The 16,457-nt window shown below is 69.9% G+C and carries 14 protein-coding genes; 4 read left to right on the forward strand and 10 right to left on the reverse strand.

Features of this window, described 5'->3' with window-relative positions:
- Positions 1 to 127: 127 nt before the first annotated feature.
- Positions 128 to 1,342, reverse strand: a complete 1,215-nt coding sequence (ftsY, locus tag ACZ67T_RS20355; RefSeq protein WP_469985718.1) for a signal recognition particle-docking protein FtsY — start codon at positions 1,340 to 1,342, stop codon at positions 128 to 130.
- A 336-nt stretch (positions 1,343 to 1,678) separates the two neighbouring features.
- Here ftsY and ACZ67T_RS20360 point away from each other — a divergent pair, with 336 nt between their 5' ends.
- Both ACZ67T_RS20360 and ACZ67T_RS20365 read left to right on the forward strand, forming a co-directional pair.
- Positions 1,679 to 3,127 (forward strand): cytosine permease, encoded by a 1,449-nt coding sequence (locus ACZ67T_RS20360; RefSeq protein ID WP_469985720.1) that lies wholly within the window; start codon positions 1,679 to 1,681, stop codon positions 3,125 to 3,127.
- A gap of 65 nt (positions 3,128 to 3,192) precedes the next feature.
- On the forward strand, positions 3,193 to 4,173 hold the full coding sequence (locus ACZ67T_RS20365; RefSeq protein WP_469985722.1) for an LLM class flavin-dependent oxidoreductase: 981 nt from the start codon (positions 3,193 to 3,195) through the stop codon (positions 4,171 to 4,173).
- A 40-nt stretch (positions 4,174 to 4,213) separates the two neighbouring features.
- Here ACZ67T_RS20365 and ACZ67T_RS20370 read toward each other — a convergent pair whose 3' ends face one another.
- The 4 genes from ACZ67T_RS20370 to ACZ67T_RS20385 all read right to left on the reverse strand — a co-directional run bounded on the left by ACZ67T_RS20370 (position 4,214) and on the right by ACZ67T_RS20385 (position 10,914).
- Positions 4,214 to 5,638 (reverse strand): sugar porter family MFS transporter, encoded by a 1,425-nt coding sequence (locus ACZ67T_RS20370; RefSeq protein ID WP_469985724.1) that lies wholly within the window; start codon positions 5,636 to 5,638, stop codon positions 4,214 to 4,216.
- Between the two features lie 321 nt (positions 5,639 to 5,959).
- A complete protein-coding gene (locus tag ACZ67T_RS20375; protein ID WP_469985726.1) occupies positions 5,960 to 9,778 on the reverse strand; it encodes an AAA family ATPase in 3,819 nt (1,272 codons plus the stop codon).
- 269 nt (positions 9,779 to 10,047) lie between these two features.
- The gene (locus ACZ67T_RS20380; protein ID WP_116509408.1) at positions 10,048 to 10,251 is read right to left on the reverse strand and encodes a hypothetical protein; all 204 of its coding nucleotides are present in this window, start codon (positions 10,249 to 10,251) and stop codon (positions 10,048 to 10,050) included.
- A 381-nt stretch (positions 10,252 to 10,632) separates the two neighbouring features.
- Complete coding sequence (locus ACZ67T_RS20385) at positions 10,633 to 10,914, reverse strand: acylphosphatase (RefSeq protein ID WP_454406909.1); 282 nt, start codon at positions 10,912 to 10,914, stop codon at positions 10,633 to 10,635.
- Positions 10,915 to 11,048: 134 nt separating this feature from the next.
- On the opposite strand from ACZ67T_RS20385, the gene ACZ67T_RS20390 reads away from it, so the two are divergent.
- Positions 11,049 to 12,143, forward strand: a complete 1,095-nt coding sequence (locus ACZ67T_RS20390) for a CAP domain-containing protein (RefSeq protein WP_469985728.1) — start codon at positions 11,049 to 11,051, stop codon at positions 12,141 to 12,143.
- Between the two features lie 85 nt (positions 12,144 to 12,228).
- On the forward strand, positions 12,229 to 12,621 hold the full coding sequence (locus tag ACZ67T_RS20395; protein ID WP_469985730.1) for a winged helix-turn-helix transcriptional regulator: 393 nt from the start codon (positions 12,229 to 12,231) through the stop codon (positions 12,619 to 12,621).
- On the opposite strand, the gene mutM is transcribed toward ACZ67T_RS20395, so the two are convergent.
- The 5 genes from mutM to ACZ67T_RS20420 all read right to left on the reverse strand — a co-directional run bounded on the left by mutM (position 12,588) and on the right by ACZ67T_RS20420 (position 16,412).
- The gene (mutM, locus tag ACZ67T_RS20400; protein ID WP_384269221.1) at positions 12,588 to 13,454 is read right to left on the reverse strand and encodes a bifunctional DNA-formamidopyrimidine glycosylase/DNA-(apurinic or apyrimidinic site) lyase; all 867 of its coding nucleotides are present in this window, start codon (positions 13,452 to 13,454) and stop codon (positions 12,588 to 12,590) included. The genes ACZ67T_RS20395 and mutM overlap by 34 nt on opposite strands.
- Before the next feature lie 97 nt (positions 13,455 to 13,551).
- Positions 13,552 to 14,352 carry a ribonuclease III gene (gene rnc, locus ACZ67T_RS20405; RefSeq protein WP_100595043.1) on the reverse strand — a complete coding sequence of 267 codons (801 nt, stop codon included), beginning with the start codon at positions 14,350 to 14,352 and terminating at the stop codon, positions 13,552 to 13,554.
- 19 nt (positions 14,353 to 14,371) lie between these two features.
- Positions 14,372 to 14,545 carry a 50S ribosomal protein L32 gene (rpmF, locus tag ACZ67T_RS20410; RefSeq protein WP_030361955.1) on the reverse strand — a complete coding sequence of 58 codons (174 nt, stop codon included), beginning with the start codon at positions 14,543 to 14,545 and terminating at the stop codon, positions 14,372 to 14,374.
- 2 nt (positions 14,546 to 14,547) lie between these two features.
- Positions 14,548 to 15,183 (reverse strand): YceD family protein, encoded by a 636-nt coding sequence (locus ACZ67T_RS20415; RefSeq protein ID WP_469985936.1) that lies wholly within the window; start codon positions 15,181 to 15,183, stop codon positions 14,548 to 14,550.
- 143 nt (positions 15,184 to 15,326) lie between these two features.
- Entirely contained in the window at positions 15,327 to 16,412 is a 1,086-nt protein-coding gene (locus ACZ67T_RS20420) for an ATP synthase F0 subunit B (RefSeq protein ID WP_469985937.1), read from the reverse strand.
- Positions 16,413 to 16,457 lie beyond the last annotated feature (45 nt).

Raw genomic sequence — 16,457 nt, forward strand, 5'->3', positions numbered from 1 at the left:
CTTTTTCCTCGCCACCCGGGTGGACGTCCCCCGTCTTTCCCTGGCGTCCCAGCAACGCCCCACGCACAGGAAAGCCCCTTCCCCAGGGGAAACCCCCGCTTCCATGTGCGCAGAGACGTCCGTACGACTACTCGCCGATCAGCGCGTCCACGAACGCCTCCGGCTCGAAGGGAGCCAGGTCGTCGGGGCCCTCGCCCAGGCCGATCAGCTTCACCGGCACGCCCAGCTCGCGCTGCACGGCGATGACGATGCCGCCCTTGGCCGTGCCGTCGAGCTTGGTGAGCACGATGCCGGTGATGTCCACCACCTCGGCGAAGACGCGGGCCTGGACCAGGCCGTTCTGCCCGGTGGTCGCGTCGAGGACGAGCAGGATCTCGTCGAGCGGGGCGTGCTTCTCGACGACACGCTTGACCTTGCCGAGCTCGTCCATGAGGCCGGTCTTGGTGTGCAGGCGGCCCGCGGTGTCGATGAGGACGACGTCGGCGCCCTCCACGATGCCCTCCTTGACGGCGTCGAAGGCGATGGACGCGGGGTCACCGCCCTCGGGGCCGCGCACGGTGCGGGCACCGACGCGCTCGCCCCAGGTCTGGAGCTGGTCGGCGGCGGCGGCGCGGAAGGTGTCGGCAGCGCCGAGCACCACGTTCCTGCCGTCGGCCACCAGGACGCGGGCGAGCTTGCCGGTGGTGGTGGTCTTGCCGGTGCCGTTGACCCCGACGACCATCACGATGCCCGGGGTGTCGAGGTTCGAGTCGGTCTTGACCGAGCGGTCGAACTCCGGGACGAGGAGCTGGAGCAGCTCCTCGCGCAGCAGTGTGCGCAGCTCGTCGGGCGTGCGGGTGCCGAGCACCTTGACGCGCTCGCGCAGCCGGTCGACGAGCTCCTGCGTGGGCTGCACGCCGACGTCGGCGGTGAGCAGGGTGTCCTCGATCTCCTCCCAGGTGTCCTCGTCCAGGTGCTCGCGCGAGAGGAGCGTGAGCAGCCCCTTGCCGAGCGCGTTCTGCGAGCGGGAGAGCCGGGCGCGCAGGCGCACGAGGCGCCCCGCGGTCGGCTCGGGGACCTCGATCTCGGGCGCGGCCGGAGCCGGGGGCTCCTCCACCGCGATGGGCGCGGACGGCTCCGGCTCGACGAGCGGGAGGTCGACCTCCTCGATCGTGCGGCGGGGTTCGTCGCGCGGCGTCTCGGCCTCTTCGCCGACGTGCGGCTCGGCCGGAGGTGCGGTGATGTCGGGCACGGAGGGGGGCGGCGGGGGCAGCTGCTTCCTTCTGCGGCTGCCGACCACGAGCCCGCCGAGTGCGCCGAGCACGACCACGGCGATGACTACAGCAAGGATGACGATTTCCATAACCACACCAGTATGGCGCGACCAGACGCCAGACCCCCTCGTTGTCCGCGCGGGGCTGCGTGCCCCGCGGGCCGGTCCGTCGTCCGGCCATGCGCCGACGAGAGGCCCTCCAGCGTGGAGTCACAACCCGTCCGGTATCGGCACGGTGGGTGACGCGCCCTCCTTTGTGGCTTCCTCCAAAGAACATAAGCCACTTGAGTGGATTACTCGGACTAAAGTACGATGGAAGAGGATGATGCAACGCGCGTAGAGTCCAGAGCGTCCCCTCCCCACACCCCCCACCGGCTCCCCCGTCAACACCCACGGAGCCGAGCGAGAGGCACGGAACCCCACCGCATGAGCAAGACCGCCGAATCCGAAGGCGCACTCGAGACCCGCGGCATCGAGCCCGTCCCCGAGTCCGAGCGCACCGCCAGGACCCGTGAGCTGTTCCCCACCTGGGTCGCCGCCAACATCAGTGTGCTGCTGCTCACGATGGGCGCGAGCCTGGTCGTCTCGTACAAGCTCAACTTCTGGCAGGCACTCGTCGTCGCGATCGCCGCCCCGATTGTCTCGTACGGCCTCGTCGGCCTGATCGGCATCGCGGGCAAGCGCGGCGGCGCCCCGGGCATGGCCCTGTCGCGCGCGGTCTTCGGCCAGCGCGGCAACCTGCTGCCGGGCTCGCTCATCTGGGTCGCCCGCTGGGGCTGGGAGACCATCAACGCGGTGACCGGCGCCTACGCCGTGCTCACCGTCCTGGACATCCTCCTCGGGGTGAAGAGCAACAACGTCCTGGTGATCGTCACGCTGCTGCTCTTCGTCGTCACGACGTTCGTGATCTCCGGCCTCGGGATCAACGCCGTGCAGAAGTGCAACAAGTACGCGACGTACCTCTTCGGTCTCTTCTCGGTCCTCGTGCTGGTCTACCTGATCGCCAACACCGACTGGAGCCGCGTCTTCGACCAGCCCGCCGGCAAGATGTCGCTGATGGTCGCCGGCATCGGCCTGATCGCCGCGGGCGGCGTCAGCTGGATCCCCTCGTCGCCGGACTTCACGCGCTACCTGCCGCGCACGGCCTCGTCGGTCGCGATCGTGCGCAACTCGGTCGGCGGCGCCGGCATCGTCGTCCTGCCGATGATCCTGATGGGCGCCGTCATGGCGGTCTCCACGCCCGACCTGGCCTCGGCCGCCGACCCGGTCTCCTTCCTCGGCGAGATCCTGCCGCTGTGGATCGCGGTCCCGTACCTCCTGATCGCCCTGGTCGGCATGCTGCTGATCAACTCGATGTCGATGTACTCGGCGGGCTTCACCGCCCAGACCCTCGGGTTCAAGGTCCCGCGCCACTGGGCGGTCTCGATCAACGCGCTCATCTCGCTGATCTTCGGCGGCATCCTGATGCTCGTCGCGACCAGCTTCATGGGCTCGTTCATCGCCTTCCTCTCGCTGCTCGCGGTGGCGTTCTCCGCCTGGGTCGGCGTCTTCGGCGCCGACATGCTGCGGCGCAAGGAGTACGACGCCGAGGCCCTCGTCGACACCACGCGCACCAGCGCCTACTGGTACAAGGGCGGCTTCAGCCCGGCGGCCGTCGCCTCCTGGGCCATCGGCCTGGCCGGCGGCCTGATGTTCACCACGTCCGACTGGTTCACCGGCCCGCTCGCCGCGAACAACCCGATCGGCGAGTACGGCCTCGGCTGGGTCGCCACGATCGTGATCTCCGGCCTGCTGTACGTCGTCCTGCCGAAGCCCGCCGTCGCCGTCCCGTCCGAGGACTCCGCCGAAGAGGAGCGCGAGACCCTGGCTGTCTGACGCTCCGTCAGCTACCGTCCCCCTTCACCAGCGGCCCAACTCCGCCCTGTGAAGGGGGACTTCTCATGCCCGTCACGGTCGTGCGCTTCAACCTCGTGGACCCCGCGGCGACGCCCGAATCGCTGAGCGCCCGCTACAGGGCTGCCGTCGAGATGGCGGCGTACGCCGACGACCGCGGGATCTCCACCGTCCAGACCGAGGAACACCACGGCGTCGCCAACAACTGGCTGCCGTCACCGTTCACCTTCGCGGGCGCCGTCTTCGGCGCGACCCGGCGCATCGCCGTCACGGTCTCCGCGATCATCGGCCCGCTGCACGATCCGCTGCGCCTCGCGGAGGACATCGCCGTACTCGATCTGCTCAGCGGCGGCCGGCTCGTCACCGTCGCCGGGATCGGCTACCGGCCCGAGGAATACGGGCAGTTCGACGTCGAGTGGAAGCGGCGGGGCATGCTCCAGGACGAGCTCCTCGACACCCTGCTCAAGGCCTGGACGGGTGAGGAGTTCGACTTCCGCGGCCGCACGGTCCGCGTCACGCCGCGCCCGTTCACCCAGCCCCACCCGCTGCTCCTGGTCGGCGGCTCCTCGCGGGCGGCGGCGCGGCGCGCGGCCCGCCTCGGCCTGCCGTTCTTCCCGAGCGCGCATCTGCCCGAACTCGAGGCGTACTACAAGGAGCAGCTCGTCGAGCACGGCACCGAGGGCTGGACCATGATGCCCGCGGCGGTCACCCCGCTGCTGCACGTCGCCGAGGACCCCGACCGCGTCTGGGCCGAGCACGGCGAGCACTTCCTGCACGAGGCGCGGACGTACGCGTCCTGGCAGTCCGGCGACATCAGGTCGGCGGTGAAATCCGGTGCCACGACGGTCGACGAGCTGCGCGCCGAGGGCGTCTACCGGATCCTCACGCCGGACGAGTGCGTGGAGCAGGCCCTCGACAGCTATGTGCTGCACCCGCTGTCGGGCGGTATGCCGGTCGACGAGGGATGGCGCAGCCTGCATCTGTTCTGCGAAAACGTACTGCCCCGGCTCGAAGACCTTGCGGTCTGAGCCGGGGCAGTGACGAGGTTGAGGAGATGGCAGCGGGGACTTAACCCATCTCCTCCAACGCCTTGCCCTTGGTCTCCTTCACGAACTTGAGCACGAAGGGGATCGAGAGCGCGGCGAAGATTGTGTAGATGACGTACGTCCCGGAGAGGTTCCAGTCGGCCAGCGACGGGAAGCTCGCGGTGATGGCCCAGTTGGCGATCCACTGCGCGGACGCGGCCACGCCGAGCGCCGCGGCACGGATCTTGTTCGGGAACATCTCGCCGAGGAAGACCCAGACGACGACACCCCACGACAGGGCGAAGAACAGGACGAAGAAGTGGGCGGCGATCAGGGCGACCCAGCCCTGTGTGGCCGGCAGCTTGCCGTCCACCAGGTCGTACGAGAACGCCCAGGCCTCCAGCGCGAGACCGATGACCATGCCGACGGAACCGACCAGGGCCAGCGGCTTACGGCCGACGCGGTCCACCAGGAGCATCGCGATCACGGTGCCGATGATGTTGATGATCGACGTGGTGAACGAGTAGAAGAACGAGTCCGTCGGGTTCACGCCGACCGACTGCCACAGCGTCGAGGAGTAGTAGAACGCGACGTTGATGCCGACGAACTGCTGGAAGACCGAGAGGCCGATACCGATCCAGACGATCGGCTTGAAGTAGAGACCGCCGTTGCCCTTGCCGGAGAGCAGGTCCTTGAACGTGGACTTGTGCTCGCTCTTCATCGCGTGCTCGATCTCGGCGACGCGGGCGTCCAGGTCGACCTTCGTGCCCTCGACCTCGGCGAGGATCTCCTTGGCCTTGGCCTCGCGGCCGACCGAGATGAGGAAGCGCGGCGACTCGGGGATCGCGAAGGACAGCATGCCGTAGAGAACGGCCGGGATGACCATCACGCCGAGCATGACCTGCCAGGCCTCGAGGCCCAGGACGTCGCCGCGCTGGTCGCCGCCGGCGGCCTGCAGGATGCCGTAGTTGACGAGCTGCGAGATGGCGATGCCGACGACGATCGCGGCCTGCTGGAAGGAGCCGAGGCGGCCGCGGTACGCGGGCGGCGAGACCTCGGCGATGTAAGCCGGGCCGATGACGGAGGCCATGCCGATGCCGAAGCCGCCGACGATCCGCCAGAAGGCCAGGTCCCAGAGGGCGAAGGGCAGTGCGGAGCCGATGGCGCTGATCGTGAAGAGGACGGCCGCGATCTGCATGCAGCGGATGCGGCCGATGCGGTCCGCGATCCGGCCGGCGGTGGCCGCGCCGATCGCACAGCCGATCAGGGCGATGGCGATGACCTGGGCGAGCGTTCCGGAGCCGATGTCGTACCGGTCGCGGATGGCCTCGACGGCTCCGTTGATCACGGAACTGTCGTAGCCGAAGAGAAAGCCGCCCATCGCGGCCGCCGCCGTGATGAAGATGACGTGGCCGAGATGGTCGGGCTGAGCCTCTCGGGCGCTTGGCGGCTTCGCAGTGCTGGTCACGTGTACTCCTCGGCCCCGGCAGCGGTGCCGGGGGTGGGGGTGAGAGCCCTTCCAGTGGCGCACAACTTCACGCCGCCCACCACCTGAAGGTAAAAGCAACGTTGCAGAGACTATGCCTTCAAGTTTCGAAGTCAAGGGGCAGGTAACTGTGATTTTCAGCCGCCCTGGTCACAGGCATCATTCAACTCTTGAACGATTGCCTGGGAGTGATCTTGTCGCTGATCTCGCGACCGACGCCGCAGCGGTGCCACAGCTGGTGCCGCACCGGTGAACGATCCACGGGCGGGCCGGTGACCGATGTCCGGGCGGCCCGGCGCACGGTCAGCGCAGCCGCTGACTGATCACCTTCGACACCCCGTCGCCCTGCATCGACACCCCGTAGAGCGCGTCGGCGACCTCCATCGTGCGCTTCTGGTGCGTGATCACGATGAGCTGGGAGGCCTCCTGGAGCTCCTGCATGATGCGGATGAGGCGCTGGAGGTTGGTGTCGTCGAGGGCGGCCTCGACCTCGTCCATCACGTAGAAGGGACTGGGCCGCGCCTTGAAGATCGAGACGAGCAGCGCCACGGCGGTCAGGGAGCGCTCGCCGCCGGAGAGCAGCGAGAGCCGCTTGACCTTCTTGCCCGGAGGGCGGGCCTCCACGTCGACGCCCGTGGTGAGCATGTTGTCGGGATCGGTCAGGATCAGCCGGCCGTCGCCGCCGGGGAAGAGCCGGCTGAAGACACCCTCGAACTCCCGGGCCGTGTCCCGGTACGCCTCGGTGAAGACCTGCTCGACGCGCTCGTCGACTTCCTTCACCACCTGAAGGAGATCGCTCCTCGTCTTCTTCAGGTCCTCGAGCTGCTCGCTGAGGAACTTGTGGCGCTCCTCCAGCGCGGCAAACTCTTCCAGAGCCAGCGGATTCACTTTTCCCAGCTGCTGATACGCCCGTTCGGCTGATTTGAGCCGCTTCTCCTGCTCCGCGCGCACGAAGGGCCGCGGCTGATTGCGCGGGTGCTCGGGGTCGTCGGGCAGCTCCTCGCCCTCGGCCGGAAGCGAGGGCGGTACGGGCTGCTGCGGCCCGTACTCCGATACGAGTCCCGCCGGTTCGACGCCGAGTTCCTCCAGCGCCTTGGCCTCCAGCTGCTCGATCCGCAGCCGCTTCTCGGCGCCGAGCACCTCGCCCCGGTGCACCGAGTCCGTCAGCTTGTCGAGTTCCGCCTTCAGGTCCCGGCCGCGTGCCCGCTCGGCGACGAGCTCCCGCTCCCGCTCGCCCTTGGCGCTCTCGGCGGACACCCGCTCCTGCTCGGCCCGTCCTACGGACACCTCGGCGTGGGCGAGCAACTGCCGGGCGCCGGAGGCCACCGCCTCGGCCACGGCCGCCTCGTGGCGCAGCCTGGAGCGCTGCCGCTCCGCACGCGCGCGTGCCTCGCGCTCCGCGCGGGCCGCCCGGTCCAGCGAATCGGCGCGTCCGGCAAGGCCCTTCACTCGCTCCTCGTGCGTACGCGCCTGGAGCCTGGCCTCCATCTCGGTCTGGCGGGCGTTGGCCCCGTCTGCGGCAAGCCGGTCGCGTACCGCGGTGTCCGGCTCCTCGTCGGCCGGCATCTCCTCGGCGACGGCGAGCCGTTCGGCCAGCTCCTCGACGTCCATGACGGCCTTCTCCAGCGCGTCCTGCGCCTTGGCGGCCGCGGCGGCGCTGCGTTCGGCCTCCCCGGCCGCGCCTCGCGCCTGCCCGGACAGACGGCCGAGCTGCTGCGCCACGGACGACTTCTCCCGGTCGGCGGCCCGGCGCCGCTCCCCCAGCTCCTCCACGAGAGCGGCGGCGTCCGCGCGCCGGGCGACCGCGGAGCGCTGCGCCTCGGCCAGCTCCTCGCACCGCACCCCGAGCTCGGCCAGCTCGCCCGCGGCCTCGTCGACGGAGGCCTGCACCTCGAGAAGACTGGGCGCACCGGCGGAACCGCCCTGCGCGAAGTGCGCCCCGAGCAGGTCCCCTTCAGCGGTGACGGCGGTCAGCTCAGGACGCGCGTAGACAAGATCCTCGGCATCCTCGAGCGTCCCGACGACCACGATCCCCCGCAGCAGCCGCCGCACGGCAGGCATCAACTCGGAGGGCCCGCGCACGAAATCGGCCACGAGCGGCGGCCCGTCCCCACCCCGCGCGGCCCGTCCCGGGTACGCACGCCCAAAGCCACCGAGCCCCTCACCGGCATCGCCCGCCCCGGTCGCCGACGCGGCACTCTCCGGATGGGCACCACCACGGTCCACGTCACCAGTGCCGTCACCGCCACCCGCGGCCCCGCCACCGGGGGAACCCCCGGCCGAGGCAGACATGCCACCGGCCGACGCCGCGGAAGCGCCACCCTCACCACCGGCCACAGGCCCACCATCCGCAGACCCACCGCCGGCCGACGACGCACCCCCGTCCCCGGCCCATGCCGAAGCGTCCCCCGCCAGCAGCAGCGCCGCGCGCCCCGCGTCCTGTTTGCGCAGGAGGCGGATCGCTTCCGCGGCGGAGGCAGGGGTGGTCACGGCGATGGCGTCGGCCGCGGCGCCGAACGCCGCGGCGACCGGGACCTCGAAACCCGGGGTGACGGAGAGCAGTTCGGCCGCGGGGCCGAGGACGCCGGTCAGTCGCTCGCGGGCGCCAAGCAGGGCGCCGGTGCCGTCCTTGCGGCGCAGCCCGAGCGCGAGGGCGTCATGCCTGGCGGAGACTGCGGCCCGCTTGCGTTCCGCGGACGTCAGGGCTTCCCTGGCCGCCGTCAGCGCGGACTCCGCGTCGGTGAGGGCGGCCCTGGCCGCGTCGTGCCGGTCCCCGAGCTCCGCGTCCCCGGCGTCGAGGCCGTCCACCTCGGCTTTGAGCTGCTCGTACTCCTCCTGCGCCGCGACGGCCCGCTCCCGCGCCTCGTCCCGCGCGGCGGCCAGCCGGTCGATCTCGGCCTGCGCCGCGGCGGCCCGCGAACGGGCGGCGTTGACCTGTCCGTTCAGCCGCGCGAGCCCCTCGCGCCGGTCGGCGATGGCCCGGGCGGCGTCCTTGAGCCGGCGTTCCTCGGCCGCCAACTCCCGTTCCAGGTCGGCCCGGTGGGCCACCGTGTCGTCGAGAGCGCGCTCGGCCGCTTCGAGCGCGGCCTCCAGTTCGGCCTCCTGCTCGCGGATCCGGGCGGCCTCGCGCTCCATGTCCTCGGGGTCACGCCCGCGCCGCTCCTCCGCGGGGGCGGACGTCGCGCTCTTGACCCGCGCGTCGGCCAGCGAGACGGTGCCGCGCACCCGCTCGGCCAGTTGCGACAGCTCGTACCAGGTCTGCTGGGCGCGCTGGAGCCGCGGCGTGAGCTGCCTGACCTCGGCCTCCAGGAGCGCCTCACGCTGGAGTGCCTTCTTCAGCTCGGCCTCGGCGGCGTCCTTGCGTTCCTTGAGCGCCGCCTCGTCCTCGATCTCGGCGTGCAGCGCACCCCGCATCCGTACGAGGTCGTCGGCGAGGAGGCGCAGCCGCGCGTCGCGGAGGTCGGCCTGGATGACGGCGGCGCGGCGCGCGACGGCGGCCTGACGCCCGAGCGGCTTCAACTGCCGCCGCAACTCGTCGTTGAGGTCCTGCACGCGCGCGAGGTTGGCCCGCATCGCGTCCAGTTTCCGCAGCGCCTTCTCCTTGCGCTTGCGGTGCTTGAGGACACCGGCGGCCTCCTCGATGAAGGCCCTGCGCCCCATCGGGTCGGCGTGGAGCACCGAGTCGAGCTGGCCCTGCCCGACGATGACATGCATCTCGCGCCCGATACCGGAGTCGGACAGCAACTCCTGGATGTCGAGCAGCCTGCATGTGTCGCCGTTGATCTGGTATTCGCTGCCGCCGTTGCGGAACATGATCCGCGTGATGGTGACCTCGGCGTACTCGATGGGCAGCGCGCCGTCGGAGTTGTCGATGGTCAGCGACACCTCGGCGCGGCCGAGCGGCGGGCGCCCGGTCGTACCGGCGAAGATGACGTCCTCCATCTTGCCGCCGCGCAGCGACTTCGCGCCCTGCTCGCCCATGACCCAGCTGAGGGCGTCCACGACATTGGACTTGCCCGAGCCATTGGGGCCGACGACGCAGGTGATGCCCGGCTCGAACCGCAATGTGGTGGCCGAGGCGAACGATTTGAACCCGCGCAGGGTCAGGGCCTTGAGGTGCACGCCGCCGGACTCTACCCGCCGCGCGTGTCTCACTCCATGAACCCGCGGTTTCGCCCAGGAAAGTGCAGGGCACATCAGACGTTAAAGAAAGACGTCGACGCGCGGAGAAACCGGCGGGGCATTCGAGGGGGCGCGGTACGGGGCGGCTCACGGGGAGCGGAAAGTCAGAAAGAAGGGACGCGAAAAGCGTCCCTTGCAGATCTGAGCAATCTGATCAAGCGGCTTGATGAAAGGGCTGCCTGACCACCGGTGTCGTGTGCGGGATGTGGTCAGGTGAGCGCAGGCTCCGCCTGGGGTACGTCGATGCTCTCGAGGAGCGATTCGTGAGAAGCGGCAGCCGCGAGCGCGTCGTTCTCGGACTGGATCCGAACGAGTTCGGACTCAAGGTCCTGGACGCGCTGCTGGAGCCGTCGCATCTCGGCGAGGAGTCGCGGGTCGGAACCGCCGACGTAACCGAGAAGCGCCTTTGCCATGATGGATGGTCCTCCACAATGAGTGACCGACCGAAGCGGTGTGGGTCGTGAGGGAATCGCACCCGCGGTGCCTGGCACTCGTTGTCTTGCTGCCGTTCATACATGCCAAACAGCTAAGGTGCGCGGGGCTTCCAGAGTCTCACCAAAAAGTTTGACGGTCAACACGATCACACCCCGTATCGACGGGTGAGCCCGGGGGCTCGGCGCCGTGAAAACTCCGGCGCGGCCTCACTTCGGGCCCCTGGGGGCGTGGAGATCATCCTTACTTCGCGAGCCTGCCACGACAAGCGCGTATTGGCAACCACCAGGTAATTCATGCCCCGCGCAGTTGCCCTGGGCATGCCATGAACACCTCTTGAGCGCCTGGCCTGCGCGTCCTTCTCAGCGAATGGCGAAGTCGGCGTATCCGCCGCGCGGGGCGTCCCAGATCTCGGTGACTCCGTCGACCCTCCCGGGTGTGTCGCCGTCGCGGAGCCAGTCGAGGAGGCCCTGACAGCTCGCGCGTGAGCCCTCCGCGACGACCTGGACCCGGCCGTCGTCCAAATTGAGAGCAAAGCCACTCAGGCCGCCGATCTCAAGAGCCTTCGCCCGCGTGAACCAGCGAAAACCCACACGTTGGACGCGTCCGCGCACCCAGACGGTGATGCGTACGTCTTCGTTCATAGGGGCACGCTAACTGGCCAATTGCACTCTGAGCACTTCGCCCCCTTGCGTCTTGGGGTACCGTCCCGGACCAATGTGCATCACCCGTACGGGTGAGTCGCTTTGACCACAGCGAGGACGAGGAAGGCCACAAGATGGGACGCCACCGACGCACCGACGCCGGCCGCGCCGCCACGGGTCGCGCCACGGACAGCACGGCCGGTTCGTATTCCGGGCACGACGGTATGTATGAGTCCGGGCAGACCGGCGCGTACGACGGTGGGCACGAGGAGTGGTACGCCGCCGGCGGATTCGCCGGCCCGCACGACACGGCGAACGGCGACCTGGGCCGGGCCTTCGACGACACCTGGCCGGGCGGGCCCCAGGCCGCGTACGCACCCGCCGGGAGCCCGGGCAGCAGCTCGCACCGGCGCAGGAAGCGCATCGCCCGGCCGGTGCGGGCGGGGCTCCTCGGAGTCTCGGCCGCCGTTGCGGTGGGCGCCGTCGCGGTGGCCTCCGGGGTGATCCCCGGTATGGACAACTACTCGCTGGGCGGCGGCAACGGCGCCGACAAGGTGCGCGCCGCCGACTCCCCCTCGGGGCTCCGGACGCAGGGCGGCACGGACGGCAGCGCCGACCGTGCCCCGTCCTCCGCGAGCCGCGGCGCCGAGCGCTCGGACTCTCCGTCCGCTTCGCCTTCACAGTCTCCGGCGAAGCCGTCGGAGAGCCCGTCAAAGACGGCGTCGCCGAGCAAGTCCTCCAGTTCCGCTTCGCATTCCGGTTCCGCACCCGGGACCGCGACCCCTTCAAAAACCGCCACATCTGACCCGAAGCCCCCGGCGGCCGTGCCCAGCCTGAAGGCCCCGTCCGGCGAGGCATCGGCCGAGGCTCAGGTGCTCGCCCTGGTCAACACGGAGCGGGCCAAGGCCGGCTGCAGGCCGGTGACCGCGGACGGCGGTCTCGCCGCCCTCGCCGGGAACTTCAGCGATGACATGGCGGCCCGGGGCTTCTTCGACCACACAGATCCGGACGGCGCGACGCCCTGGGACCGCGCGAAGAAGGCCGGCATAACGGACCTGGGCGGCGAGAACATAGCCCGGGGCCAGGCCAACGCCCAGTCCGTCATGGACTCCTGGATGAACAGCCCCGGCCACCGCGCGAACATCCTCAACTGCGACTACAAGACGCTGGGTGTCGGCGTGCACTTCGGGTCGGGCGGCCCGTGGTGGACGCAGGACTTCGGCTTCTGAGCCCACCGGCCGGCACTCGTTCCCCTTACTAACCCACGGTTAGCGCACCCCAGAGGTTCGCGCTGTGCCGGAGTACGCTGACCGCATGGAACCGAGCGGCAGCGACCTCGCGTACGACGTGTTCTCCCGGCAGTGCCCGTCCCGCGGCACCCTCGAGCACGTGACGGGCCGCTGGGGAGCGCTCACCCTCGGGGCGCTGTACGAGGGCAGCTTCCGCTTCAACGAGTTGCGGCGCCGTGTGGACGGCGTGAGCGAGAAGATGCTGTCGCAGACCCTGCACGCGCTGGAGCGCGACGGCCTGGTGCACCGCGAGGCACAGCCGACGAACCCGCCGCGCGTGGACTACGAGCTGACACCGCTCGGGCGCGAGGTCTCCGAACGGCTCCTGGCCCTCATCCGGTCCGTCGAGGGCCGGATGGACGACGTGCTCGCGTCGCGCGCCCGTTACGACGCGGACGGGGCGCGCGGCGGCCGCTGACAGCGCGGGCAGAAGTAGCTGGAGCGGTTCATCCAGGGGCGCCTGCGAATGATCGTGCCGCAGCGCCGGCACGGCTCGCCCTCGCGCCCGTAGGCGTCGAGCGAGCGGTCGAAGTAGCCGGACTCGCCGTTCACATTCACGTAGAGGCTGTCGAAGCTGGTGCCGCCGACGGCGAGGGCCGCGTTCATCACGTCCCGTACGTGGCCGAGGAGTTCGGCGGTGCGCGGGCGCGTGAATCCGGTGGTCGGCCGCTCGTAGTGGAGCTTTGCGCGCCACAGCGCCTCGTCCGCGTAGATGTTGCCGACGCCGCTGATCAGCGACTGGTCGAGCAGGGCCCGCTTGATGGTCGTACGGCGCCTGCGCAGCGCCTCGTGGAACGCGGCGTCGTCGAACTTCGGGTCCAGTGGGTCGCGCGCGATGTGCGCGATGACGTCCGGCAGCCCGTCGGGGCCGGTCTCGTGCAGCGACAGTCCGCCGAAGGTGCGCTGGTCGATGAAGCGCAGCTCCGTACCCAGTTCGTCGGCGAAGCGGACGCGGATGCGCAGATGCTTCTCGTCCGGAGCCTCGGCCGGCTGCACCAGGAGCTGTCCGCTCATCCCGAGGTGCGCGAGGACGGCGCCACCCGTCGGCTCCAGCGGCAGCCACAGATACTTCCCGCGCCGCTCGGGTACGCCGATGCGCTGGTCCTTCAGCCGGTTCGCGAAGTCCTCGCCGCCCCCTATGTGGCGGCGCACGGCGCGCGGGTGCAGGACCTCGACGTCGGCGACGGTGCGGTGGGCGACCCAGCGCTCGAGTCCGCGCCGTACGACCTCGACCTCGGGCAGCTCGGGCACGGTGTCTCCTTGTGAGGGCTCTGGAAGCTCAGATGCGGAACGAACGGTGCCGACCGCCCCTCAGGACGGTCGGCACCGGACAGTTCGGATGCGGGCGTCAGGCCGACGCCGAGGAGGAGTCGGCGTTCCCCTCGGCTGCCACGGTGGCCTCGACGGCGTCAGCCGTCTTCGCCGCCTCGGCGCGCTCGTCGGCAGCCGCGCGGATCGCGCGCCATGCCGATTCAGCGGCCTGCTGCTCCGCTTCCTTCTTGCTGCGGCCGGTGCCGGTGCCGTACGAGACGCCTCCGACGCGGGCGGCAGCAGTAAAGGTCTTCTCGTGGTCGGGGCCGGTCTCCGAGACCAGGTACTCGGGAACGCCGAGCCCCTCGGTCGCGGTGAGCTCCTGGAGACTGGTCTTCCAGTCCAGGCCCGCACCCAGATTCGAGGACTTTTCGATCAGGGGATCGAAGAGACGGTGGACGAGTTCGCCCGCCGCGTCCAGTCCCTGGTCGAGATAGACGGCGCCGATCACCGCTTCGAGCGTGTCGGCGAGGATGGACGCCTTGTCCCGGCCGCCCGTGCCCTCTTCACCCCGGCCGAGCCGGATGAAGGAACCCAGGTCGAGCCCACGGCTGACCTCCGCAAGTGCACGCGAATTGACCACCGCGGCCCGCAACTTGGCCAGCTGGCCTTCGGGCAGGTCGGGGTGGGTGGTGTACAGCGTGTCCGTGACGACGAGGCCGAGCACGGAGTCCCCCAGGAACTCGAGACGCTCGTTCGTCGGCAGACCGCCGTTCTCGTACGCGTACGAGCGGTGGGTCAGTGCACGCACCAGAAGGGCGGACTCGAGCTTGTACCCGAGCCGCCCTTCCAGAAGCGTGTGGGACGAGGCATTGTCCGTCTTGTTCGACTCAGACATTGCGCCTCTCACCAGCCGCTCAGACCTCGAGGACCTGGCGCTTGTTGTAAGTGCCGCAAGCGGGGCACGCGATGTGCTGCAGCTTGGGCTCCTGGCAACGCTCACACGAAACCAGGGTGGGGACCGCAGCCTTCCACTGCGACCGGCGGTGGCGCGTGTTGCTGCGCGACATCTTCCGCTTCGGAACAGCCACGGCTACTTCTCCTGCTTCTCGTCGACGCCAGGTTCGGCGCCGCTCATCTCGTCCTTCTCGCCGTCCTGGATGGTCCCGGCGAGTCCCTGCAGTGCCGCCCAACGGATGTCGACGGCGTCGTGGTGGTGGTCCGGATCGTCCGCGAGCCGAGCTCCGCACTGGGAGCACAGACCCGGGCAGTCGTCCTGGCACACCGGCTGCATCGGCAGTGCGAGCACCACCGCATCACGCAGCACAGGCTCGAGGTCGAACATGCCGTCCTCGAGAAAGAGCATGTCCTCGTCTTCCTCGGCGTCGTCGGCCGGTTCCGCGGTGCGGCCCCGGTCGTCGGCGTCAGGGTACGAGAACATCTCCTGGAAATCCGCGTCGACCTCAAGGCCGAGCGGCTCCAGACACCTTACGCACTCCCCCTGAGCCGATGCACGGGCGGTGCCTGTGACAAGCACCCCTTCCATGACCGACTCGAGACGGACCTCGAGCTCGATCGGCGCGCCTTCCGGCACTCCGACGACCCCTTCGATACCGAAGTCCTTGGGGGCGTCGACCGTGCGGGTCAGCCGCTGCTGGGCACCAGGACGCCGTCCCAGCTCGTGCGTATCGAACACGAGAGGGTTGCGGTGGTCGAGGTGCGTGCTCAGGGCTGGTCCTGCCTTCGGTCTTCGATGCTCAAGTTGTTCAAGGGGATCGCTGCCCCGAATGAACCCGGGCAGCTGTGATCGCGGACGTACGCGCGACCGAAGAACCAGGATACTGGACCTTTCGCTCTCGGCCCAATCCGGAGTCAGCGCCCCTGTTCGTACTGCCTCAGCTGCTCCGTGCTGATCATGCTCGTGTCGAAGAGGCTGGTCTCGTCGAGCGCCGCCGGCTCGTGCGCCACCTGCTGCTGCGCGTAGCCGGCCTGCCCCTGGTCATAGCCCTGCTGCTGGTGCTGCTGATAGGCGTACGGGTCCTGCTGCTGGTACGCGTACGGGTCCTGCTGCTGGTACATCGCGTACGGATCCTGCTGGCCGTACGGCTGCTGCTGATAGCCGTACACGTCCTGCTGCGGTTCCTGCTGCTGCGTTGCGTACACCGGCTGCTGGGCCGGGATCTGCGGGGTCTGGATCTGGGGGGCCTGGGGGATCTCCCGGTCCGGCTCCGCGGGGGCGTTGCCGATCTCCGCGAGTCCGGCGAGGTAGTCGGCGTCGCTCGTGTGCTGGCCGCCCGTGCCGTCCGCGCCGAGGGTGCCGAGCTCGTCACTGGCGATCCGGCCCTGGAGCGTGTGCCGGCCACGGCCGACCGCCTCGAGGGTCTTGGCCAGGACCGCCTCGAAGGCGCCGAGCTTCATGTCCACGTACGAGTCGGCGTCGCGGCGCAGGGTCTCGGGGTCGTGGCTGCGCTCGGGGGCGTCCTCGTCCTCGTAGCCCTGGGCGTCGAGGCCGGGGCCGGTGCCGAGGAGCTTCTCGCGGCCGCGGCCCACGGAGCCGAGGGTCTTGGTGAGGACGACCTCGAAGTTCGCCAGCTTGGAGTCGACGTAGTCGTCGGCCTCCGCGCGGATCTCCTCGGCCTCCTTGCGGGCCTCGGTGAGGATCCGCTCCCCTTCGTCCTGGGAGCGGCGGGCGACCTCGGTGTCGGAGATCAGCGAACCGCGCTCGGCGTGCGCCGTCTCGATGATCCGGTCGGCCTCCTGACGGGCCTGCTCGACCATCTGCTCGCGCCCGCCGATCAACTCCTCGGCCTGCGCGAGGGAGCCGGGCAGTGCCTGGCGCACCTCTTCGAGCATCGCGAGCAGGTCGGCGCGGTTGACCACGCACGAGGCCGACATGGGCATGGACCGGGCATTGCCGACCGCGGCGACGATCTCGTCGAGCTTCTTCTGCACGTCCACCGTGTGCTCGCCACTCTCTACAGGGGTGTTGGAGACGGACAAGGC

It is taken from the genome of Streptomyces sp. NPDC107517 (assembly GCF_055582645.1).